The 20997-nt window shown below is 64.8% G+C and carries 16 protein-coding genes; 9 read left to right on the top strand and 7 right to left on the bottom strand.

Features of this window, described 5'->3' with window-relative positions; translation table 11 throughout:
- Positions 1-111 precede the first annotated feature (111 nt).
- A complete protein-coding gene (locus tag F1D05_RS09670) occupies positions 112-789 on the top strand; it encodes a hypothetical protein (RefSeq protein WP_185446985.1) in 678 nt (225 codons plus the stop codon).
- A gap of 51 nt (positions 790-840) precedes the next feature.
- Here F1D05_RS09670 and F1D05_RS09665 read toward each other — a convergent pair whose 3' ends face one another.
- The gene (locus F1D05_RS09665; protein WP_185446983.1) at positions 841-2217 is read right to left on the bottom strand and encodes a hypothetical protein; all 1377 of its coding nucleotides are present in this window, start codon (positions 2215-2217) and stop codon (positions 841-843) included.
- Positions 2218-2981: 764 nt separating this feature from the next.
- Here F1D05_RS09665 and F1D05_RS09660 point away from each other — a divergent pair.
- The 5 genes from F1D05_RS09660 to F1D05_RS09640 all read left to right on the top strand — a co-directional run bounded on the left by F1D05_RS09660 (position 2982) and on the right by F1D05_RS09640 (position 6335).
- Positions 2982-4064 carry an AAA family ATPase gene (locus tag F1D05_RS09660; RefSeq protein ID WP_185446981.1) on the top strand — a complete coding sequence of 361 codons (1083 nt, stop codon included), beginning with the start codon at positions 2982-2984 and terminating at the stop codon, positions 4062-4064.
- 25 nt (positions 4065-4089) lie between these two features.
- On the top strand, positions 4090-4671 hold the full coding sequence (locus tag F1D05_RS09655; RefSeq protein WP_185446979.1) for a hypothetical protein: 582 nt from the start codon (positions 4090-4092) through the stop codon (positions 4669-4671).
- 5 nt (positions 4672-4676) lie between these two features.
- A complete protein-coding gene (locus F1D05_RS09650; RefSeq protein WP_185446978.1) occupies positions 4677-5033 on the top strand; it encodes an HNH endonuclease in 357 nt (118 codons plus the stop codon).
- A gap of 463 nt (positions 5034-5496) precedes the next feature.
- A complete protein-coding gene (locus F1D05_RS09645; RefSeq protein WP_185446976.1) occupies positions 5497-5709 on the top strand; it encodes a hypothetical protein in 213 nt (70 codons plus the stop codon).
- Between the two features lie 89 nt (positions 5710-5798).
- Complete coding sequence (locus tag F1D05_RS09640) at positions 5799-6335, top strand: hypothetical protein (protein WP_185446974.1); 537 nt, start codon at positions 5799-5801, stop codon at positions 6333-6335.
- Here the strand turns inward: F1D05_RS09640 and F1D05_RS09635 are convergent.
- Positions 6290-6799 (bottom strand): hypothetical protein, encoded by a 510-nt coding sequence (locus F1D05_RS09635; RefSeq protein WP_185446973.1) that lies wholly within the window; start codon positions 6797-6799, stop codon positions 6290-6292. The genes F1D05_RS09640 and F1D05_RS09635 overlap by 46 nt on opposite strands.
- 45 nt (positions 6800-6844) lie before the next feature.
- On the opposite strand from F1D05_RS09635, the gene F1D05_RS09630 reads away from it, so the two are divergent.
- The 3 genes from F1D05_RS09630 (at position 6845) to F1D05_RS09620 (ending at position 8461) form a co-directional block, all read left to right on the top strand.
- Positions 6845-7072 carry a hypothetical protein gene (locus F1D05_RS09630; RefSeq protein ID WP_185446971.1) on the top strand — a complete coding sequence of 76 codons (228 nt, stop codon included), beginning with the start codon at positions 6845-6847 and terminating at the stop codon, positions 7070-7072.
- Positions 7073-7493: 421 nt separating this feature from the next.
- Entirely contained in the window at positions 7494-8210 is a 717-nt protein-coding gene (locus F1D05_RS09625) for a hypothetical protein (RefSeq protein WP_185446969.1), read from the top strand.
- Positions 8211-8308: 98 nt separating this feature from the next.
- A complete protein-coding gene (locus F1D05_RS09620; RefSeq protein ID WP_185446967.1) occupies positions 8309-8461 on the top strand; it encodes a hypothetical protein in 153 nt (50 codons plus the stop codon).
- Between the two features lie 81 nt (positions 8462-8542).
- Here the strand turns inward: F1D05_RS09620 and F1D05_RS09615 are convergent, their stop codons facing one another.
- The 5 genes from F1D05_RS09615 to F1D05_RS09595 all read right to left on the bottom strand — a co-directional run bounded on the left by F1D05_RS09615 (position 8543) and on the right by F1D05_RS09595 (position 20748).
- Positions 8543-8932: an HU family DNA-binding protein gene (locus F1D05_RS09615; RefSeq protein ID WP_206686137.1), complete on the bottom strand. Its 390-nt coding sequence runs from the start codon at positions 8930-8932 to the stop codon at positions 8543-8545.
- Between the two features lie 121 nt (positions 8933-9053).
- The gene (locus tag F1D05_RS09610; protein ID WP_185446965.1) at positions 9054-9401 is read right to left on the bottom strand and encodes a hypothetical protein; all 348 of its coding nucleotides are present in this window, start codon (positions 9399-9401) and stop codon (positions 9054-9056) included.
- Between the two features lie 99 nt (positions 9402-9500).
- A complete protein-coding gene (locus F1D05_RS09605) occupies positions 9501-11210 on the bottom strand; it encodes a hypothetical protein (protein ID WP_185446964.1) in 1710 nt (569 codons plus the stop codon).
- Between the two features lie 5 nt (positions 11211-11215).
- Entirely contained in the window at positions 11216-16771 is a 5556-nt protein-coding gene (locus tag F1D05_RS09600) for a hypothetical protein (protein WP_185446962.1), read from the bottom strand.
- A 128-nt stretch (positions 16772-16899) separates the two neighbouring features.
- On the bottom strand, positions 16900-20748 hold the full coding sequence (locus tag F1D05_RS09595; RefSeq protein WP_246486563.1) for a type IV secretory system conjugative DNA transfer family protein: 3849 nt from the start codon (positions 20746-20748) through the stop codon (positions 16900-16902).
- Positions 20749-20997: the final 249 nt, after the last annotated feature.

Raw genomic sequence — 20997 nt, 5'->3', positions numbered from 1 at the left:
ACCGCTCACTTACACACACCGCATGGGCGGGCGCTTCATTCAGCAAACGCGCCCGCCGCTGCGGCAACTCTCATCCATCCGCGTCCACGACGCAGCCCGAAGGAGACGGCCTTGACTGCAATCGACACACACTCTGGGCCCGACGAACTGATCGAGAGGCCGCCCGCCACCTACGACCTCATCATCTGCTGCGACGACCAGATCCTCTTCCGCGACCACTACGAGACGCGCGAGAAGCGACTGAGCCAGTGCGTCGGAATCCTGACCGGCTCCGACCTCCTGACCACCACGATCACCGCTGAACGGGCCTCCCTGATCCACGAACGGCGGGACGTCCATGCTACGCAGGGGAGCGACAACCCCGACCTGGTCGTCAAGGAGATCGCTGAGCTCTGCCATAGATGGGGCGTTCAAATCTATGCGGGCACGACGTCAAAGCGGAACCGCGACACTGCCGGCTCAGAGCCCGGGGCTGTGCCTGGCGTTCTCTATTCCGTCATTACCGAGTACGGCCCCGGCCAGATCGCTGCCGAGCACTTTCCTGACCGCGAATCCCGCATCGCCGGTCTCGTCGACCGCGCCGAGCAGTTCTTCGCCACACCCGGCCAGATCCCCGACTTCGTCCTGTCCGACGAGAAGCGCCTGGCTGCACTGGTGGCGACCTTTCTCATGCCGGCCGCCATTTCTCTGACCGAGTCCGTACTCGACGAATCAGACGGTGTGTACCGCCCGACCGGCATCGCCTCCCCCCTAGGAGAAATCTCCAGCCCGAACAACAGAGCTGGTTGATGCCGACCTGACGCATTCAGGGGGGCGCCCGCTTTGCTCAGCCCGCGGGGCTCAGCGTGACGTGATGCGCGACAGATGAAGTATCACCGGCTCTACTTCGCCGTACCAGACCATCTCCGCCTGATCCTCACCACATCTTTCGATGCGGAGCCCGGGGACGCCCCCGAATTCGCCGTCGCTGTAGTCCTTGGCGGCTAGTCGCGTGACGACGTCAGGCAGTTCCGGACCATTGATCCACTCGAGTCGTGCGATGTCTGTTGTCGTTTGCCACGTGTCCATCCACTGTCGAGAGCGATCGCTGAACAGCGAAGTCCGGAGCACCGTGCACACCTGTCCGATCAGCAGCGCCGCCGGCGTCGCCAGGAAGGTCTTGTTGTACACCTCGTTCGGCGACAGTTCGGTCCCAGTCACGATGTCAGGCGTGCTTTCGTAGATGTGGCTAGCCAGGTCCATGTCGGCGTTCCGTTCTCGATGGGTTGCGCTGGTGGTCACGCCCGCTGGCGGTAGCCAGTGATGGTCTTTGTCTGACGGGGGGAACTTCCGGATGTGCAAGGTTGCTGATCCAAGGGTCACGGCCGTAGAACCCGATGAATCGCTGACGTAGGCGCTGGGTATACCGATGCCCGGATCGGTGAGCGCTGATGCGATGTCCTCGGCCGGGATGGGGCCGTTGAACGCGAGGTTCCACCGTCCATTCGTCTTCCACAAGGTGCGCCGTAGCCGGCGGAAGGAGCCCGAACGGCCTCGCTGTAGTGGGTCCCGCAGCAGGGAGCCCAGAGCCCAGTCTCCGCGGGGATGTTGGCTAGTCAGCCGCACCACGATGCCCGCGATCAGCGTCTGCAGGTCTGGGTCGGCCGCTGGCATTGCTGCCGCGATCTTCGCCTCGCCGGGTGTCAACGGCTGGCTCACCTGGCTGGCGCTCCGGCATTGTGGCCAGCGGTAGCTGTCGCTGGCGGCACTCGGAGCAATGTAGGCCTCCTTGGACGTCTGAGTGCCTTGAAGGCGGAGGAGCCCGCCAGTGGGTAGATGCAGGAACCGGTACCACCGGCCGTACTCGTCTGCTTCGTAGCAGCGCAGGCCAGGGATTCCTGACGCTGAGCCGGCGGCGCCTCTGGGCAGGATCTTCTGGATGAGGTGCCGGTGGATGTCGCTCAGCAGCACCAGTTCGTCATGCCAGGGGGAGATGACGATGTTCTCGCGGAGGATCTCGCAGCTGGAACAGGCCGCCAGGTCTCCCTGCCCGGAGGCGATCTGGTCGCCCTGGTTGAAGAAGAGCATGCCGAGGAAGAACCTGAGCGCGCGTTGCTGAGGGGTGCAGACATCGAGACCGTGTGAACCGTCACGGGCGATGTTCCGGGCGGCCGGCCACTTGGGCTCCTGCGTGTACGAGACGCGAAGGCGAGCGGTGCGACCGAGAGTGCGAGACATGGCTATCCCATCTGGGCCGCCCGGACAGGCAATGGGGTGTCGTGGCCGTGCGCAGCAAGGTCGCTTTCACAACGAGATGGGCATGATCCCTGCCCTCAACTCCAGCTACGGGCCGTCCGGGGGCGCCGCAGCCAGATCTCAGCTCTCGGTCCGAGTCTTAGCTGTAGGACCGTAACACCAGCCGTGCCGCGGCCGGAACACCTAGGGCTTTCACCTTGATACAGCGTGTCGCCGGGAGCGGAACAGAGCTCGGACAGCCCTGAGCTGCTGGATCCCACAGAGGATCGCCGCCGGCGCGACCAGCCGATACAGGTTGGGCCGGTCGGCCCAGTCAGAGGAGCACCCCGTGGACACCAGCAATACCGAGGTCACGGCCGAACTCCTCCCGGACTACAGGTGGAAGAAGTGCCCCTGCGGACGGGAGCACGGCAACGGAAGGCGCAGTGGAAATCGCGATACCAAGCGCGACTGTCCTTGCGGCCGGATACACGGAGCTGACGAGACTGTCGCTGTCGGTCGGTTCCGTCCTGCCGGCCCGACAGGTTACAAAGCGAGCCCAGCGATTCGGCCGGATGCGCCCCTCCGGCGTACACGACAAGAAGCGGAGCTGGACGTCTGCGATGAGCTGTCGTCGCCTGACATGCCCTGCCGACCACGAGGTGGCCGATGACACGCGAGGGCATTGGGGTTGCCGGACTGAGCAACCACTGCTGAGTGCACCAGCCCTCAACTACTCACACATCCTGCGAAAGCGAGAGCTCTTCATGCCTGCTTCCACGATCGTCGCCTCCGGCGGTGCATACCGCCTGTACGGCGACGCCGTGAAGACCTTTGAGCGACTGCCAGTCGCTACCTACACGATTGCCTTCTCGGAGCTGAGCGGCTACACCCTGCATCGCGTCGAGCCCCTGGCATCGGGGGAGGAGGCCATCTACGGGAGCCATGCGGAACGAGTCCGCCGGATCGCCAGCGGCTACTCGGCGATGAACCGGTCGCTGGGCGTCATCCTCTCCGGCGACAAGGGCATGGGTAAGAGCCTGATGGTCCGGATGATCGCCGAGCGGATGCGCGATGAGCGGAGCTTGCCCACCGTGCTCGTTCAGCACGCCACACCTGGCCTCGCGTCGTTCCTCGACGAACTCGGCGAGACCGTTGTCGTCTTTGACGAATTCGAGAAGGTCTTCCCGAATGAGGGTGAGAACGAGGCACAGAACCAGTTCCTGAGCTTGTTCGACGGGCTCAGTACTACGAAGCGCCTGTACGTGCTCTCGGTCAACGAGTTGCGCCGCGTCAACGACTACATGCTCAACCGCCCCGGTCGCTTCCACTACCAGCTGCGCTTCGCCTACCCGGACGCCGAGACCGTAGCGGAGTACCTGCGCGACCAGGTGCCTGGGATCGACGAAACGCAGGTGGCCACGGTCGTCGACTTCTCCCGCAGGTATGACGTGAACTTCGACCACCTACGCGCGATCGCCTTCGAGCTCAGCCTGGGCGAGGTGTTCGCCGACGTCATCGGCGACCTGAACATCAAGCGGAACGAGACCTTCACCCCCTACGTGGAGGCCCACATCACCTGGGACGACGGGGACACTGATGTGATCTCCGGCCAGGTCGACCTCTTCGACCGCGACGGCCTGCAGTCGATCGATGCCTGGGAGCTGGAGACCTCCTTGCAGTTCCGTGTGCGCGACGCCGTGCCGTCGAAGGACGGCTACCTCTTGCCGCGCGGTGCCTTCGAGACCGTCGACACCCGCGACCAAGAGGACCGGCAGAACGACGAGAAGCCCCGTGCCGCCATCTCGGTGGTACTGCGCCGGACACGACAACAGTCCATCGACTTCTGACACCGACCTGGAAGCAGGCCCGTCCATGCCCAAGTATCGCGTCATCTCTGAACTGGATCCGGGCGCTGAGTGCCGTGATCCCCGCGGGACCCGCTTGCGCCTGGACGAGGCCCGCATCGTGACAGTCGTCGAGGCGGGGAGCCTGACCGAAGCCGCCGATGAGGCTCGGGTTACCGACCCGCATTGTGAACGCCGCATGACTTCCGTCGAGGAGCTCCATCCCGGGGTTTCCTTGTCCGACGAGAGACTCAGCTGTGCCCTCGGCGGGGCCGGCGGCTCGCCGACCGGCGAGCCCCTTGTAGATCCCGAGACATTCACTGACGACCACCTACCGCTCCACCGGCATCGTGAGTTCGTCACCGTCGTCGCACAGGTCGTCTACGGCCTGCGCGAGTCCGGCCTCGTACCCGGCCTGGATATCTCCGTGCTCGTCACCGGGTTCGACGAGCCCTACGCGATGATCGAGATCCACGACGACGCGCGCGGTATCCACGTCTCCCGAGGAAGCGAGATCCGCCGGCTTACCGACGACCCCTCGGCCAGCGGATGGCAGGGCGTCCTGGCCGTGGCGCGTGCGGTCGTCGCCTTCAGCAACGACCTGCACTGAGCGCGATGCGAACCGACCGCCTGATTATCTGTCTGGCGATCGCAGCGTTCGGGATCTTGGTCCTCGCCGCCATCACCGGTCACGAACGACGCCGCCGAGACCCGATGAGGTTCTACAGCTGGCCCGAGAAGCAGCTGCTGATCCGCCAGGCCAACGGCCGCTGCGAGCACAAGCCACCTTTTTGGCGCCGCTGCCCGGCACAGGGCACGCAGGCAGACCACGTCGTCCCTTGGAGCCGCGGCGGTCCGACCGAGCTGTGGAACGGACAGCTGCTCTGCCACCGGCACAACAAACGGAAGTCGAACCGCGTTCCGGGCCCGCTGTATCGCTGGCGGCTGCAACGCCGCCGCGCAAAGTACTGAACAACATGACATGGAAGCAGAAGCAATCGGAACCCTGGAGGTTCAAATCCCTCCGAGCGCGCGCGACTTCGATTCCCGAGTAGGCCGCGGGCATCGGCACCTGACATGGAGGTAACCGCACTTCGTTTCGTCCATCTCGCCCGTGCAGTACCAGCAGCCGCCAGCCCCTCCGCAGGCATTGTTGCAGCCTGCGGAGTCTGCATGACGCGGGCTGCCGCCGGCATGTGGTTTTCCGGCAACGCACTCGTGCTCCCCGGCTCCATCCATGCCCAGGACCGGCTCCGAGCGGCGCGAGTCGATCGAGGTGACCGACATCGTTGCAGCCAACAACCACGACACCCGGGTTCGGCGCTGTCCTGCGCAAGAAGGCCGGCCAGCTGACCGAGTTCGTCCGGGACCCATTCATCGTCGCTGAGATCCTCGGCGGCCGCACCCCACCCAGTTGCAGAGAGCGAGCTGACCCATGACCAAACCAATAGTCGTAATCGTCCAGGCGGCTGAGCAGATCCGCGTCCAGCAGCAGTACGCCAACCTTCCCCAGCACGGCCTGGTCGTCGCGGTGGAACAGCGCACCACCGGCGCCGGGCGCAGCATTCTTCTGGACCCCGATCAGATCGCCGAGCTCCGCAACGCGCTGTCGGCTTGGCTGGACGAGCACCAATCGGTGTCGGCGTGAGCGCGCGCAAAGATTTCAGGGCGTCGTGCCAAAAAGTTCAAGTGGACAAAGGAAACACAACTACAAGCTGTGCGCCAGAAGGACTGCCGTTGGAGTTCGCCGAGCCTGCGCTGTTCGAGGCTCACATGGCCGACGTGCACGGTTTCAAGTCGTTCTCGCAGCACACGTCACCCTCGCTCCGCACGCCGACCTGGGTCAGTGCTGCGGACAAACCCTGGAAGTGGCGTCCAACGAAGAGCGCGAAGATCTTCACGCCAAAGCCGTTGGAACCAGGTGCCGACGTGACCTGGCGTGAGTACGCCCCGACCGGCCGGACACTCACCAATCCGAAGGACACCAACGAGTTGACAGGGCAGCACGTCCCGGAGTCCACACAGCCTGAGTCCGAGTGGATCGAGCGCACAGGCCAGGTGTGGTCGCTCAACTCGAACAGCTCAGTCTGGGTGGTGCCGCACCTGCCGGCCCGCGAGGAGCTCGCCGTACTGGTGGACCACAAACGCCATGACGCGCGCGCGGTCGGGTTCTACCTGCGCACCGTCGATACAAAGATCGCTCCCTTGCCTGGAACGGCATCGCCGAACTACTCGAGCAGTTGCGACGAACCCGCCTTGGAGGTCGTCCTGTGACCACCTTCAGCAGCCTGCTCGGCCGGTTCGACGAATGGGTCGCCGAACGCGACCGTGTCGAACACGATGAGCCCTACTCCCGCCGTGCATGGGAAGCGTCTGACGATACCGGCATCGAGTTGCTGCGCGAGTTCGTGGCCGCCGTCCGTGCCCACGACGAACACACGTGCCGCATCGGGCCGGTCTGCCAGCATTGCGGTGGCCGGCTGAAATGGTTCGCAGGCAGTGGCACCTACAGGACCAGCACTCCGCTCGGCCGGACAGACCAGTGCCCGCCAAGTCCGGATCGGTACCACCATCCGAGTGGCGCAGAGCCCCGCACTCTCGGCGCACTCGCTGCCGGGCAGCCGCTTCGCGTCGATCCCCGACTCGCGCCGCGAACCGAGGCAACCATGACTGACAAACCGCGACCCTGCCCTGCTTGCACGGCTGTAGCCGGCCAGCCGCACCACGAAGACTGTCATGTCGCTCAATGTCTCAGTACAGGAAACCAACGCCTCTACTGTGCCATGTTCGGCCGGCAGAGCCACGACTGCGGTGACCAGGCATGGTCCGGTGAATGGCCCGGCAAGGCTGAATGCCGAGAGCTCGGCTGGTACGTCTACGGCGACCCGAGCGTGGAAGGCTACTGGGTCCGCTGCGACCCCGACCACCCTCAGGCAACCGAGGACCTCAATCGTCTCGTCACCGATGCCGAGTGGAACCCGGATCTGCAGCGCTGGCAACTGAGGCCGTGATCGGCGGCAAGCACACCCGCGGCTGGCTAGGCGTCATCTGGTGCTGCCGTCACAGGGACTGAACTCCGCCAGGTCACTTTGCGCGTCGTGCGCGTACCGCGATCGTCGTCCTGCCCACGGCAGCACCGTTGATTGCGAGGGACCATGGCTTGGATCGGCTGTCCGCATTGTGATGAGAAATGTGACACCTCCGGGCGCTATACCTCTCCGGCGAACCGGGAGCGCGATCACCGCTGGTGGGTTGAGGAGCACGTCTCCGGCAGGTGTGTTGTGGACGACCTGTCCACGGAAGAGGCAGCCGTGCGCGAGATCCCGGCGACAAGTTGAAGACGCGACGGGCCTCTGATCGAAGCGCGCCCCGGTCACTGACCTGTCTCTCGGCTCGTACCCCTATCTGACTCAATCGATTAAGGAGCCCGTCATGGGTGCAAGCATGTGCACGGCGTACGTCGCCTCGCTTCCCGACGCCAAGCTCGACTGGGATGCCGGTTCGGTGGCTGTGGGCGAGATCGCTGATCCAAGTGCCTTCGGGTGGGATTCGTTCGAGCTTGAGACTCAGGACGAGTTCCTCGACGACGATGGCGACATCCCCGAAGGGCCGACCTTCGAAATGACCGATCTCGCGACACTCAAGAAATATGGGCGCCGCGTCCTCACCGAGCTCAAGGACGCGCTGGACACCCCCGACGTCACGTTGCTGACGATTGGTGGCTACTGGATCTATCTCACCGGAGGACTCGACAACGACGCTGGAGGCGACGACGAGTACGGCGCGATCTACGCCTCTGGGGGACTTCCCGACCTTGTGATGAAGGCCGTGGGCTTCGTCCTGAAGCCCGAGGATCCGCCGTCGCGCCGATCCGGCGCCCAAGGAGATGCGACCGATACCGACATCGTCGATGCGATCGCGCTCGGCCTTGGAACGAAGCCGGACTGGAGTGGCGCTGACGAACTTACGTGGATCGCGAACGCGATCGCCAAGGTACGCCGCCATCCCGGCGATACAGACCCGGTCGAGTACTACGAGGACTTCACAGGGCGAACCGGGTTCGACCCACTGGACGACGACTTTCTGAGCCGATATGTCGGCGAGGTAGCCGCGGAGGACGACGATCAGGACGACGGGGAGGTCGGCTGATGGTCAGCACAACTCGCCGCACCGTGGCAATCAGCGCGGTTGCGGCCTGCAGCTCAGATGTCCTGGTCGACTGACTGACCGGCTTCTTCACCCGGGTGATGGTCGGCATCAGCAAGACCTGGGGCGGTTTGAATGCCTGGCTGCACGCACCGCTAGACATGGATCACCTTGTCGCAGCGATTGCGTCGGTGGCCATTCCGCTGCTCATCATCATCATCTTCGTCGTCATCGCTGTCTTGTCCGACGACTGAGACCAGCGACCCTGATCTTGATACCGACACCGAACCCCGAGTGCAATCTTGCGCTCGGGGTTCCGTTTTTTCACGCCTGGACTATGCCGAGCTCGCGAATGCCTGCTTGGGGTCAGCTGCGGACTCTGGGTTCGCGGGCAGGTTCTCGATGCCGGTGCCGCCATCAGCATCTTGCTTTGGCTGGAGCTGCCGGTTCACGATCCGCGAGGCGGAGAACTTCAGCACGGAGTAGTCGTCGACGTCGGAACGGCCGAAGTGCACTTTGTGTCCGCGGTGCGTCTGCAGGTAGAAGCGTCCGAACCCGGTGAGCGCGACGCTTTGGCCGTGAGCGACGGTTTCCAGCAGCTCTTTGAGGATGTCTTCGTAGACGGAGCTGACCGTCCGGGCAGGCCAGCCTCCCCGTGAGGCGACGCGCGAGATGAACTCTCGCTTAGAGATCCGCTGCGGCTGATCGGGCATATCGATGGTCATGTTCCTGCTTTCTCTGCGGACGAGCGGAGGCTGGCCTGTCCGCGCTGTAGTCAGCCGGTTGCTGTCGACCGGTCCGGCAAACGAGCGCAGCCAGCCGGGTCCGGTCTCGTTTGTCCACCCATCAGAACTCGAAGCCTTCCTCCACGAGGGTTCGGCCGTCTCGCTCCTGGATGTCGACGGTCTCGACCTGTGTGATGGTCCGCCGGACCTGCTTGGTTTGATCGCGTTCCTCCTGCGCGGCGACCTGGTGCGCTGCGCGCAGTTTCGCCTGGATTCCTTCACGGCCGAGCTCGGAGGCGGCAGCTATCGACGATGTCACGAACTCGGCCGCGGCCGAGCGGGTACCGCTTTCTTGCTGCTGTTGCCGGGCCTGTTCCCATTCGGCCCGGTCCTTCGGAGTGACGAAGCCAAATCCGGAGGCGATCTGGCTGGGGCGGGGCAGTCCGTTGCCTTGATGCTGGCGGCTCATGCTTGCGGCTCTCCATCTGTTGTCGAAAATGCTGATTGGGGTAGTCGGTGCCGCGATGCCTGGTTCAGCCTCGGCGGTTGTTGGTGGGGGTGGTTCCGTTCAGGCGTGGTACTCGTCCTCGTCTGCGGGACCAGGCGGGGGCCTGTCGGCGCCCGGCTGGCTTGTCGTGGAGGTGTCGCTTGCTGTGCCTTGCTGCGCTTGCCACCTGTCGTAGGCCTCGGCAGGGTCGTTGCCGACGTGAGTGGTGAACTGCTGCCAGCCGGGCCCGTACCGTTGCGCCCAGCGACGGGCAAATTCCGGATAGGCGGCGTCGACGGCTTCCAATGCGTCGGCATAGGCATTCGAGTAGAGCAGCCGTTGTTCCTTCTCGGTCACTCCGTCCGCGGCCATCGCCGCCTGCATCGTGCGTGACTGGTAGAGCCGTTGTGGCATCACCCCGACCATGTCCTGGCCGTCGATGTTCTCGACGCGGGCGACGCAGCCGAGCATGTAGCCGACGAGGTCCTGGTTGAAAGCCTCCAGGTCGCCGTGGGCAGCTGCCTGGGACATGGTCATCGCCATGGTTTGGGACATTCGAGCCTGGTGTTCGGTCCGGCCCATCTGGGACCGAAGCGTGAACGCGCCGCGCACACCTCCGCGGCCATTGATGCCCGCGTACCGGGTGGGATCGAAGGTCTGGCCGGTGCAGTCCTCGAACTCGCCGCGCCAGATTCTGTGTACGTGGTCGGTCCCGGTGATGCGTTCGTCGTGTGGGGCCGCCATCTGCCACTGGCCGTGGGCGAGCCCGTCGACCATCACCTGTACCCGGGGATCGTCGAGGATGCGCTCTCCGAGAACGACGTGTGAGGCCTTCGCGACCTCCTGCCGGCTCAGTCCGTCCTCCTCGGCCTGGCGGTACAGCCTGTCGATCATCGTGGTGTAGCTCGCGATGATCTGCTCGGTGTCCGCGCCAGGCTGACGCAGCGCGGCGAACGCGTTCTCGGTCAGCGCCACTTCGGTCAACCCGGCCGAGCGCGCCGTGAACATCTCCCGGTGGCCACGCTCGCGGAACTTCAGGTCGTCGTAGCGCTGCTGCCATGTCCTGGAGACCAGGACGTTCGGGTCGACAGGAGCCGCATCGCGGTTCGTGGTGCTGATCCCGGCGGTCAGTTGCGCGGCCTGTTGCTGGGCCCAGTTCATCTTTGTCTCTGCCTTGGCGTCGATCCGGTGTTGGATCGCGGCCGAGATCGGCTCGAAGCGGTCCTTGACTACATGGCGGAAATTGGGTGACAGCATGTACATCGCCGCCATTGTGGACATCACACGCACGACGGCTGCCGCGTTCACGCCCTCGGTGAGTGGCCGCATGCCTGCCATCACCATCGTCTCGGCATAGACCCGTTGCATCGCGCTGAGCTTGTGTGAACGTTCGTCGTCGTTGAATCCCGGCACCAGGATCATCGATCTCCGCAGCGACTCCATGTATTTGTCGCCGGCGTCGCGGATGTCGTCGTGCAGCAACTTCAGGTGGTCTCGTTCGGTGAGGCTTGACGTTGCGCTGTCCCGTTGACGTTCCTGTTCGCGTCGACGGGCATACCCATCGTGGCGGCGTGGAGCCCTGGTTGCGAAGAAGTCCCGGGTACGGTCCCAACGCGCCCGCCAGTCGGCGCCGTCGGTACCAGTGCCGTCGGCGGGCCCATCTTCCCACCACTCGGCGTCAACGGGTTCGGTTTGGCGGGCCGACCCGTGGGGGCTGTCGTGGGCCGATTCGCGGGCCGGCTCGGCTGCGATGAGTAGCGTCTTGCGGGATCTGCTGTCGTGTCCTGCCATGCTGCTCACCCCTCCATTTCGTAGGCGGTGCTGTCGGTGGCTGTCGGCTGCTCGATGGCGATCGACGGTGTATACGCCGGGGACAGAACACGCCCCGGCCTTTGCTGTGTGGGCACGGTGACTGCGTGTTCCGAGCGGCGATGACCGCCTCGTGCCTGTGCGGAGTCGTGATTGTCGGGGACGACGTCACTTCTGACGAGCGCGGCGGAGACTGTCTGCGGTCGCCGCTCGGTCCCGAGGCCCGGGTCGTTCGATGCTGCGGCGAGTCGTCGGGAGCGCCGTGTGGCGGTCGAGCAGAACTGTTCGTTCTTCTCGCCGTCGAAGAGGTTCTCGTGTTTCGCGGCGGCGGCGATCAGGTTGTCGAGGGTGCCGCCATAGGCCAGGCGATCCATCAGCGCTCCTTGCAGCGAAGGGTCGTCTTCCAGATTGCGCACCAGCCCGGTCCTGGGGTCGCAGAGAGCGTGGGCGACCCGGTCGACATATTCGGGATTGACCGTGACGCCGAAGCCGTCTTTGGCTGTGTAGAAGTCGACGAACTGCTCTACCCACTGCTCCTTGGTCGCCTGGACTGGTTCGCCGTCTTCGAACACTGTCCGCCACTTGCCTGGGCCCAGGTGATCCAGGAGGCGTCCACGCCACAGGTCTCGGCCTGCGCCCTGCAGCATCTCGTACTTGTGCCTGGCCTCGGTCGCGTCGTGCTTGGCCTGCAGAATCGACTGTGTGACGGGGTAGTTCACCTCGAGCACTGCTTTCAGATCCACGTTGCGTAGTGCACGGACGGCCCGCTGACTGTACGAGCCACCGAGACCGGTGCCGTGGGCCTTGATCGCGGTGGCGAACATCGAGGCTTCCTGATCGGTTTGGCTGATGCCCGAGCGGCCACTGCGGCCGCCGAGATACCTGGCATAGTCGGTCAGCTTCTGGAAGTTGCCTTTGGCGCCGGTGGTGACACAGACGTCGCGCACACTGTTCAGGTGTGACTGCAGGTCGGCGAACGACAACGCTGTACCGAACTCGTCGCGCTGTGCGCTGCGGTAGAAGTTGCTCAGCTGCCTGGTTACGTCGTCCTGGCGGGCACGGGTCGTCTGTGGGTCCTCGCTATGTGCTCCGTGCTTGATGAGGTTCGCCGCGCCGCTGAGCCGGTCGAGCTCACGGCGCAGCTGGGGATCTTTCGACAATGCGACCTGTGTGTCGAGTGAGACCTGCAGAGCGAACGGGTGTGTGCCTCGCTCGCTCACAGTTCCGGTGTCCAGAAGGTTCGCCGGCACCGAGAGCTTCGCCATGGCCTCGGCCCTGGCAGCCTGGCTGTGCAGCTTCACCACGGCGACGGCGTCCCCGTCGAAGTCCCCGTCGAAGCACTGGTCCATCACCGGGTTGATCGCCACGCCGGTGAGTTGCTGGTCGACCGCGACGCGAAGGTAGCGCACTCCGGCATCACGCAGCACAGGGTCGCGCCACACGAGCGCGTGATCGCCCTCGGACAGTCCAAGCTGGTCGGCCATGACCGGACTGAGCGCGATCTGGTCGATGTCGAGGCGGGGGTCGGCCGTCCACACGGCCGTCGCGGAATCGCCCAGCCGGCTGGACATGAGTCCGGTCTTGAAGATGTTGTGCTTGCCTCCGAAGATTCGCTGCTCCAGGTCGCCAGTGATGGCCTCGAAGCTGCGCTGGGCGCGGACCGCGGCTTCGGCCATGCCGTTGACGAGTTCTTCGCGTTTGGGCCGGCTCAGTGATCCGGCGTCGAGTTTCTCCTGCATCGACCGGTAGCGGCACGCCCACTCGTGGATGTCGAGGTAGCGGTTGGTGTAGTCGTGGGTGATCACGCTTCCGTCGTCGAACTCCTGGCCGGAGCGCAGGTGGGACGACAGCACCGGCAGCTTCCACGATGTCTTGGAAGCCGCTGCGGTCTGCTCACCGGTGCGGTAGCGCAGCGGGAACGGGATTTCGAGGTCGCCGCCCTTGTCGCCGATCAGCGCACCGAACGATCGGCGCATCGCCAGGGTGTGGAGACCACCGTTCGAGGTCCGGATGAGCTCGGGCATCGCGAACAGCCGGCGCTCGGGCCCGTCAGCGGATGTTTCCTGGCCCAGGACGTGCTGCCCCTCATTGTGCTTGGCCACGTGCAGGGTGCCGTCGGCGTCCATGGTGATGCCGACGCTGAGCATGTACTCGCGCAGGTTGGCCTCGGCTGCGGCGTTGGGGCCATAGAACTCTTCCATGATGGCCGGGCAGTCCTGAGCGCCGAGCGCCCAGGCGAGCTGTGAGGAGGCTTTGCGTCCCTTACCGGACAGGACCGCGCCGTCGTCGTAGACCTTCGTCTTCTCGTCGACGGCCATGTGGGTCACGATGAACCGCATCTGTCCCAGGCTTCCCTGCCGCCCCTCTCCGTCGGGGGAGACCAGATCCATGGCGCCGCCGGAGATGAGTTCACGTCCGGAGCCGGCGTTGCGCCTCGAGATCAGCGAGAACGGGCTCATGACGACGTGCAGGGCCGGGTTGGCGCGAAACCATGCGACCTCGCGCCGCAGATGCTGCCGGTCGGCGGCATCGAGGGGCATGGCGCGGTCGACGACGAGTGAGACCACACCTTTGTTGCCGTGCAGGTCGGAGAGCTTGTCACCGACAACGAGGTCGCGCAGCTCACCGCCGGCGCCGCGGATCTGGTGGGTCCGGGCGAACTCGCGGCTGATGACAATCGGGTCGTCGGCCGTCCAGCCGCCGAATGTCATCATCGCCGTACCGGTGGCTGCGGTGATCTTCGAGGACTGCATCAGTGTGGAGCCGGTCATCTGCTGACGGTCGAACGGGTCGTAGCGCAGTGTTTCGAGCTCGGGGCGGTTCATGAGCGGCGATCGTGCCCCGCTGGCTGTCGCTGGGTCACCGGGGACGATGCGGCCGTCCGGGCGTACTGTCGCGTCTTCGGTGAGGTAGCGAACGATGCCCTGATTGGTCGCTCCGCCGGTCATCACTGGGTCGAAGTAGCCGGCAGGGGCCGCGACCCCGTTCTGGTCGAGGCCGGTGAGCACTGCCATGTTCCGGCCGCCGGTGAGTTTCCACGCGTCGAAGTGGTTGTCGTCAGCTGGATCAGCTCGGGCCTTGGCCGCCTGGTGTTCGGCGTAGACCGTCGATCCGGCCTTGATCTCGTTGGAGTAGCGGACCCGTTTGGCTTCGGTGGCAAGGATGGCCGATGTCCACGGATCGAGTTCGCCGGAGTCCGTGTCGAGTGCGCGATCGATGAAGTCGACCGGATGCTTTGTGCCGTACAGCTGTGAGTAGACGCGGTTGAGTGACGCACCCTCGCCGACCTCGCTGCGGCCCGAGAGCAGGTCGCCTGCGATCTGGTACTCGATTCGCTCCGTCATGGCCTGTTCGTAGCCCCGAAGCAGGGTCCGCTCTTCGACGCTCTTGGTCTCACCGGGCATCTGAGGCGCGATGCGCGCCTCGTAGCCAGGGACGATGAGCCCGTTGTCGCCGCCGGCGAAGCGGGTGAGGATCTCGCCGTGTGCGCCGGGTTCGAAGACCTGCCCGATCTGGCCGGTCACGGAGGTGGTCGAGCCGTCGCGCCGCATCTTCTGTGCGGTCCAGCCGATGACGCCTTGGTGGTCGATGAGGATCTCACCTGGCTCGGTGGCGTTGCGTGCGAGGCTGGACCGGACGCTGTCGCCGATGCGGCGCAGGAACGCCGAGCCGTGCGCGTCCGCGGGGATCGCGGTCGTCACATCGAACTGTACGAGCCGGTCCTTGAAGCGGTCGCTCTGGAATCCGGAGCCGAGCATCTCGCCCGGTTTGGCGTCGATGCGGCGCAGCGACTGGGCCAGCTCGTCGAGGTTCGACCACTGGCCTTTCGCGCTGGTCATGTACTTGGCGACGCGCACCGGATCGAAGCGCTGTTCAACGAGTTCGCCGTCCACCAGGCGGGTCTCGGACGCCCAGGTGCCGACGAGTTCGTCGAGAAGCTCGTCGGCGTGCGCACGCACCTTCTCCTCGGCCGTCCCGCCGTAGACGAGGTTGCCGAGATCCGGTTCTACACCGGGCCCGTATGTCTGGAACTCCCCGATCATGCCGAGACGCTCCTCGTACATCTCGGCTGTCGCCCCGGGACGGAGCAACTCGGCGCGGTGCCCGGTGAGAACGTCCCAGTAAGTGCGTTGCACGGCGGCGACCTCGGGGTCGCTGGAGTGCTCCGGAGGCTCGAACTCCATGAGGTTCAGCCCTTCGGCTCGCTGCTGTTCGAAGGCCGCGACGAGGCCCTCCGCATCGAGCGCGGCGCGGAGGTTTGCTCGCGCTGTGTTCACGGCCTGCGACAGGTACTGTTCGGCAGCCTCGGCGTTGACGAAGAACTCGGGCAGACTGCGGTCACCTGCTTCCCGGCGAAGCATCACTTTCGAGCCCTCGCGCTGATGCCCGCCTGGGGCACGGTAGTTCTTGACCACGAACATCGATTCCTTGCCGACGTGGTAGCTGTCTTCCACCTCGGCCGGCTCGATGTCGCCACTTCGGCCCCTGCGGACGGCCTCGACATGGGTGGGGCCGAGCTGGCCGGCAAGCAGCTCGGGCCGGTCCTGACGCGTCACCGCCCGGCCTTGCGCGAAGCGGAGAAGATCGACAGCCTCTGCCGGTGTGGGGGAGTAGACCGCGGTCCTTCCTTTGTCGAGCCTGTGGTTGGTCGAGTAGCGCACGACCATGCCGTTGTCGTAGACGCGCGCACCTGCGTACTCCTCGCGCGAGCCTGGTTCGGTGAGCCGGATCTCCATCCCGGTTCCTGCGACGCGCGCCTTGATCTGGCCGGGATTCTGGTCGCGGCGCACCTCGTAGCCGAGACCCTGCCTCTGCAGTTCGTGCAGTATCGCGACGGAACGCTCGACAGCAGCAGCCGACATGAACCGGCTCCGGTCCATGCGGCCGGTGCGCGGGTCGCGGCCGCCGTCGAGCACCCACTGGCGCACGTGCTGGTACTCAGCGACGCTCATCGATTCACGTAGTGCGGTCAGTCCCGACGCGTCCTCGTCGGTCATGGCGGATCCGGCCTCTGACATCTTTCCGTCGGCGTCAGCGACCCACAGCACCGCGTCCCCCTGCCCGGGCTCCGCGGCGCGGCTGGTCTGGCCGCCACAGTCCTGCTCGATCGTCGCGTCCGGCAGGTAGACCAGGGCTGTGCCGGCGGCTTTGACAGTCGCGCGCTGCGACCATTGCGGGTCGTACGGGCTGATCGGCAACGCGGCAACAGCCTTCCCGGTCGCACGCAGTCCCGTCTCGCGCATGAACTGCGTCTGCAGCTCCTGCAGGAGCGGATCAGCCGCCGTGTGCTCGGCGAAGATCTGCTCGCAGCCCGGCACGGCCTCCTGGATCGAGGTCTCCAAGGCACTCAGCATCTCCACGACGCCGAGTTCCGGGTCCGCCACCGACGTGTCCTTCTCCGCGAGAAGGTCGTCGATTCGCTGCCTGATGGCCCTGGCCTCCCAGACCGAGATGGTCCGCCCCGTTGCCTCACGCGCCAGCTGGATCGCCTGGTAGATCGCGTACTCGTAGAAGTACCGCCGTAGCCCGTGCCCTGTCTTCATCGTCCATCGTCTCCATCGGAGTGATCGGCTTACAATTATTCAACAGAGACTATCTGATCATTCCGAATGATGGCCAGACTCAGTCGTGTGAATGATTGCGGAACGGTTCGGCGCGGGGCAGGTGGGCGTCAGTGGCGCAGCATCTCCACGGCCATTGCCCGGTCGAACGCGCCGCCGGCCAGGTGTTCCCAGGTCGGCAGTGAAGCCAGGAATCGGTAGAAGTCCGCCGAGATGTCGACAGTCGCGAGCTTCTGCAGGTCGTCTGGGCCCAGGTCGTCGTCGGCATAGACTCGCGACTCGCTGTCGAGTGCCGCGCCGTTGAGCTTGCGCACGGCCTCGGCGAAGGCCGAGGATCGCACTGGTGTGATGTAGGTGTGTGAGCCGTCGGCGCTGCGCAGTTCGTTGTCGCCGCCGACCGAGAAGTGGTCGCGGTCTTGGTGCAGCTCAGCAAGAGCCGACTTGTATGCCTCGGTCAGCTGACGGTCGAGGCTCTTGATCCGCGCGGTGCCGTCGGGCTTGACCAGCATGTCCTTGCTGATCGTGCCCTCGGCGTAGATGAGGCGGCCGCGGGCCTCGGCGGCTGCTCCGCGTTCTGCGATTTCGGCGGCGAGCTCGATGTTGTCGACGACTTGCTCGTCGTCGTAGATCATCGCGACGTCGAGCTCGTCGGAGTCGATCTCCGGGATCGCGTGGGGGTCGCGTCCCTGCTCGACGTTGAGCCTCATCTGGACGATCTCCATGACTTCGTCGGAGTAGATGTCTGGATCGAGTCGTGCGACGTCGACCTCGGCGTAGCCGTAGCTTTCCTGGTAGACGCTCTTGGCGGCGCCGGAGTGGATGGCCTGCTGCATCCGCTTGCCGAGCATCTTGCGGAAGTCAGGCTGGTTCCTTCGCACGTCGAATTCGAGGGCTGAACTCAGCGTCGGGATCGTCTGCAGCGAGTAGCTGTGCCCTGGATGGATGATCTTGTCCTTGAACAGGCGCCACGACATCGGCAGGATCGTCTCGTTACGGTTCCACACCGGTGCGTCACCGGCTCGGAAGACGATCGAGTTGCGATCGGAGATGAACGCCATGTCGTTGTACTTGATCAGCGGCTCCTGTTTGGTGGTCATCGTGTAGGAGACCCGGCCTTCGGTTCTGCCGCCCACGATCTTGTCCAGGTCCTGGCTGATCTGCTTGGAGTCGATGTAGGACTTGTGCGTGGTGCCGCTCATCTTTTCCAGGGTCTCGAGCATCGAGTCGTCGGTCGACTTGAGGAACACGATGTTGCTGGTGTTTCCCTGGACGATCTTGTCGACGCTTTCACCGTAGACGTCGCGCAGCTGCTGCAATGTCTGCAGGATCAGGGTGAATTGCTGTTCTTGGCCCAGGCCGATGGACAGCATCGTCTCGAAGCCGGCGATTCCGTTCCCGTCGGATTGCAGGTTGCCTAGTTCGTCGAGCATGAACCGGGTCTTGTAGAGAGGCTTCTGGTCGCTCTTGGTCATGTAGGACTTGTCGAAGTTGAGGTCGACCAGCTGCTTGATCAGGATCAGGATCAGCTTCGCGTACTTCATCAGGTGTGGTGGGGTCACCAGGAACACTGCTTTCGGTGCCTCGGAGTAGCGCACCATGGTCTGGGTGATGGCCCGTGCCTGCCCTCTGACCTTTTCGGGGGCGCCGGATGCCGTGAGGTCGAGACGGTGCTGCGGGTAGAGGGTGTCTGCCGGGTGGTATCCGGTGATGGCGCCGTCCGGATCGCCGTGTTCGTGCACGGGTTGGAGTTCACGGATCACGCCGTTCTTGACGACCTTGTGACCGGTGACGGGTTCGGTGACGTAGTGCCTGCCGTTGAGGGAGACCTGGTAGTTCTTCTTGAAGTGAAGGTAGAAGGTGCGCACGAGCATCTTCGACTGCGGGTTCACCAGTTCGAGCTTGAGCCAGGCCTCGTCGGCGGGGAACTTCCCTTTGAAGTAGTACCGGGCCCAGCCTTCGCGCGACACGATGTCGGAGTGGTCGAAATCCGGCCCCAGTGCCTCGGTGAACCGCGGATCTGCGTAGGCCGACCAGATGGCCTGCTGGCCGATGAGGTGGTCCCGCTTGAGGAAGTTCATGGAGAACCTGACGCCGAGCCGGCGAGGGAACGACAGGCCGCCGAGATCGGTGTTTTGCGATGGCCTGCCGGAGGTGAGGGTCGAGATTGTCGGGTCGGTGAAGAAGCTCATGGCGGTGATCGCGATCCCGTAGACCGAGGCGAGCATCTTCTCGGCGCCGGCCATCGCGCGCAGGGCGTTGTTGGCGTTGCCGATGAGGGTGCGCATCGTGTTGGTCGGCAAGGCCTCGGTCGCGTTGAAGTAGAGGGTGAGCATGTCCTGTTCGGCCTTGCCCTCCCACAGGAACGCCTGGCGCTCGGCGTCGTCTCGGGCGGCCTCGAGTCCGGCTTCGTCGTTCTCGAACTCTCCTGCCTTGACCTTCTTCTCCAGCTCGGCCTCTGGGTTCTTAAGCTTCTTGCTCGTGAGCTGAACGAAGAGCTGATAGCAGTTGTAGAGGGTGACGTGCCCCCACATGTCGTCGAGCAGCCTTTCCAATGTCTCGGGATCCATCCGCGTGGCCGCGGCGTGCTCGCGCAGTTCGCGCTCCTCCTCGAGGTAGAAGTCGATGAGGCCGTAGGCGGCGCGTTTGAAGGCGTTGTTCGCTGCGTTCGGCCAGACGGGGTCCTCGCCGCCGTCGACGGGAAAGAAGACGTCTGCGATGTTCTCGACGTACAGAGCGCACTTGGTCGAGTCACCTTCGCGCGCGGCATCGGCCGCCATGCCGAGCGGGTTGTAGATGTCGGTCTTCATGGCGTTGATGAGATTGAACTGCACCGGTTCGAAGCCGCGTGTGACGAACGGGACGTAGTTCTTGACGAGCAGTTCGCCCTTGGGGTCGTTGATGACCATGTTGGACGGACGCTTCTCGCGCGACCACATGTCCAGCATCGGCTCGATGTAGGTCTGGCCTTTGCCGGCTCGCGTGATGGCCAGCACCATCGTGTTCACCGGCGCGGTGTCCACGATGTAGGCCCCGCCCGGACGCTGGACCTCGTAGGTGGGTAGTTCCCAGTCGTCGTTGATCAGGTCGGCGACGGTCTTGTACGGACCGAGCTTGTCGCGGTTCTTGCCGTCGGCGTTGTAGGGAATGGGCGTTGTGTTGTATTTGGTCCGCAGACGCCGGTCGTTCGGAAGCCCGGATGTCTCGAACAGGTCGTCGCCGAACTGTTCGTCGATGATTGGCAGTGCGTCGATCAGCGGCTCGCCGTTCTCGTCGTCGAGGGGCTCGCCGGCGTAGTAGACGACGTCACCGTTGTCGTCCAGGACGTCGTTGCCGGCACGGCGGGGGACGGCGACCTTCTTGAGCCCCTTCCTGCGGAGCATCATGTGGCTGATCATTGACGACACCTGGACCGCAGAGTGCGCGCCGGCGTCGGGGAACCAGTCGAACGTGCGCTGAAGCTGCTCGGGCGGTGCGATGTGCTGGTCGTTGTCGTACTGATTGATGTCGGTGGTGTCGTGCATGAGGTTGGCTGCGTCGACCCGCCGCGATGCCCATGAAGCCAGCGCGATCCCGCTCAGGAACCCGGCGCCCAGCGACACGATCAGTTTCAGGGGTGACGTGTTCGACAACTGCTCTGCCAGGCTGCTCGACGGGGCCGGCTCGCCGCGTTGAGCCTCGTCCTCGCGCTGCTGACTGAGGTACCACCGCGGCACGGGAACCTCGGCGAGATCCGGGTAGCACCTACCGTCGGGCTGCCCGTTCTGGGCCAGCTGTTGGTAACACGGTTCGACGCCGCCGCCGTCCACGGTGCGCGTCGATTTGAGGTAGTAGTTCCTGCCCTGGCCATCGCTGCCGCTGCCCGGCAGCATCGTGCCCACGGCCGAGGCTGCCAGGACGATCACCGAGTACAGGATCCAGACTGTGACCGCGACGACCGTGCCGATGGCGGTCGCGGCCATGACCCCGGGCCTTTTGGATCGTTTGGTCCGGCGTCGGCCGCGGTCGAGTTGCTGCCCTTCGTGCACGTTGCGATGTGACAGGGTCTGGCCGGGGTCTCGGGCCGAGAGTTTGTCCCAGCTGCTTGCCGTCCGTCGCGATGCTTTCCGTTTCCCTCGCGCCATGGTCTGCTCCTTCGTGAATCTGGTGCCGCAAAGGCGACGACGGCGGACCCGAGCCGGGCGCCGCCGCCTACGTGACTGTCTGCACCC

It is taken from the genome of Kribbella qitaiheensis (genome assembly GCF_014217565.1).
GTDB lineage: Bacteria > Actinomycetota > Actinomycetes > Propionibacteriales > Kribbellaceae > Kribbella > Kribbella qitaiheensis_A.
The sequence above is the reverse complement of the archived record's forward strand: the minus strand, read 5'-3'. Positions and strand labels throughout refer to the sequence as shown.

Coding starts and splice junctions, on each gene's coding strand:
- F1D05_RS09595 (WP_246486563.1), bottom strand. CDS start 20,748: ATGGCCGCGACCGCCATCGGCACGGTCGTCGCGGTCACAGTCTGGATC.
- F1D05_RS09665 (WP_185446983.1), bottom strand. CDS start 2,217: ATGTCTCGCACTCTCGGTCGCACCGCTCGCCTTCGCGTCTCGTACACG.
- F1D05_RS09605 (WP_185446964.1), bottom strand. CDS start 11,210: ATGGCAGGACACGACAGCAGATCCCGCAAGACGCTACTCATCGCAGCC.
- F1D05_RS09615 (WP_206686137.1), bottom strand. CDS start 8,932: ATGACCATCGATATGCCCGATCAGCCGCAGCGGATCTCTAAGCGAGAG.
- F1D05_RS09625 (WP_185446969.1), top strand. CDS start 7,494: ATGGGTGCAAGCATGTGCACGGCGTACGTCGCCTCGCTTCCCGACGCC.
- F1D05_RS09655 (WP_185446979.1), top strand. CDS start 4,090: ATGCCCAAGTATCGCGTCATCTCTGAACTGGATCCGGGCGCTGAGTGC.
- F1D05_RS09610 (WP_185446965.1), bottom strand. CDS start 9,401: ATGAGCCGCCAGCATCAAGGCAACGGACTGCCCCGCCCCAGCCAGATC.
- F1D05_RS09630 (WP_185446971.1), top strand. CDS start 6,845: ATGTTCGGCCGGCAGAGCCACGACTGCGGTGACCAGGCATGGTCCGGT.
- F1D05_RS09620 (WP_185446967.1), top strand. CDS start 8,309: ATGGTCGGCATCAGCAAGACCTGGGGCGGTTTGAATGCCTGGCTGCAC.
- F1D05_RS09660 (WP_185446981.1), top strand. CDS start 2,982: ATGCCTGCTTCCACGATCGTCGCCTCCGGCGGTGCATACCGCCTGTAC.
- F1D05_RS09645 (WP_185446976.1), top strand. CDS start 5,497: ATGACCAAACCAATAGTCGTAATCGTCCAGGCGGCTGAGCAGATCCGC.
- F1D05_RS09650 (WP_185446978.1), top strand. CDS start 4,677: ATGCGAACCGACCGCCTGATTATCTGTCTGGCGATCGCAGCGTTCGGG.
- F1D05_RS09600 (WP_185446962.1), bottom strand. CDS start 16,771: ATGAAGACAGGGCACGGGCTACGGCGGTACTTCTACGAGTACGCGATC.
- F1D05_RS09635 (WP_185446973.1), bottom strand. CDS start 6,799: ATGACAGTCTTCGTGGTGCGGCTGGCCGGCTACAGCCGTGCAAGCAGG.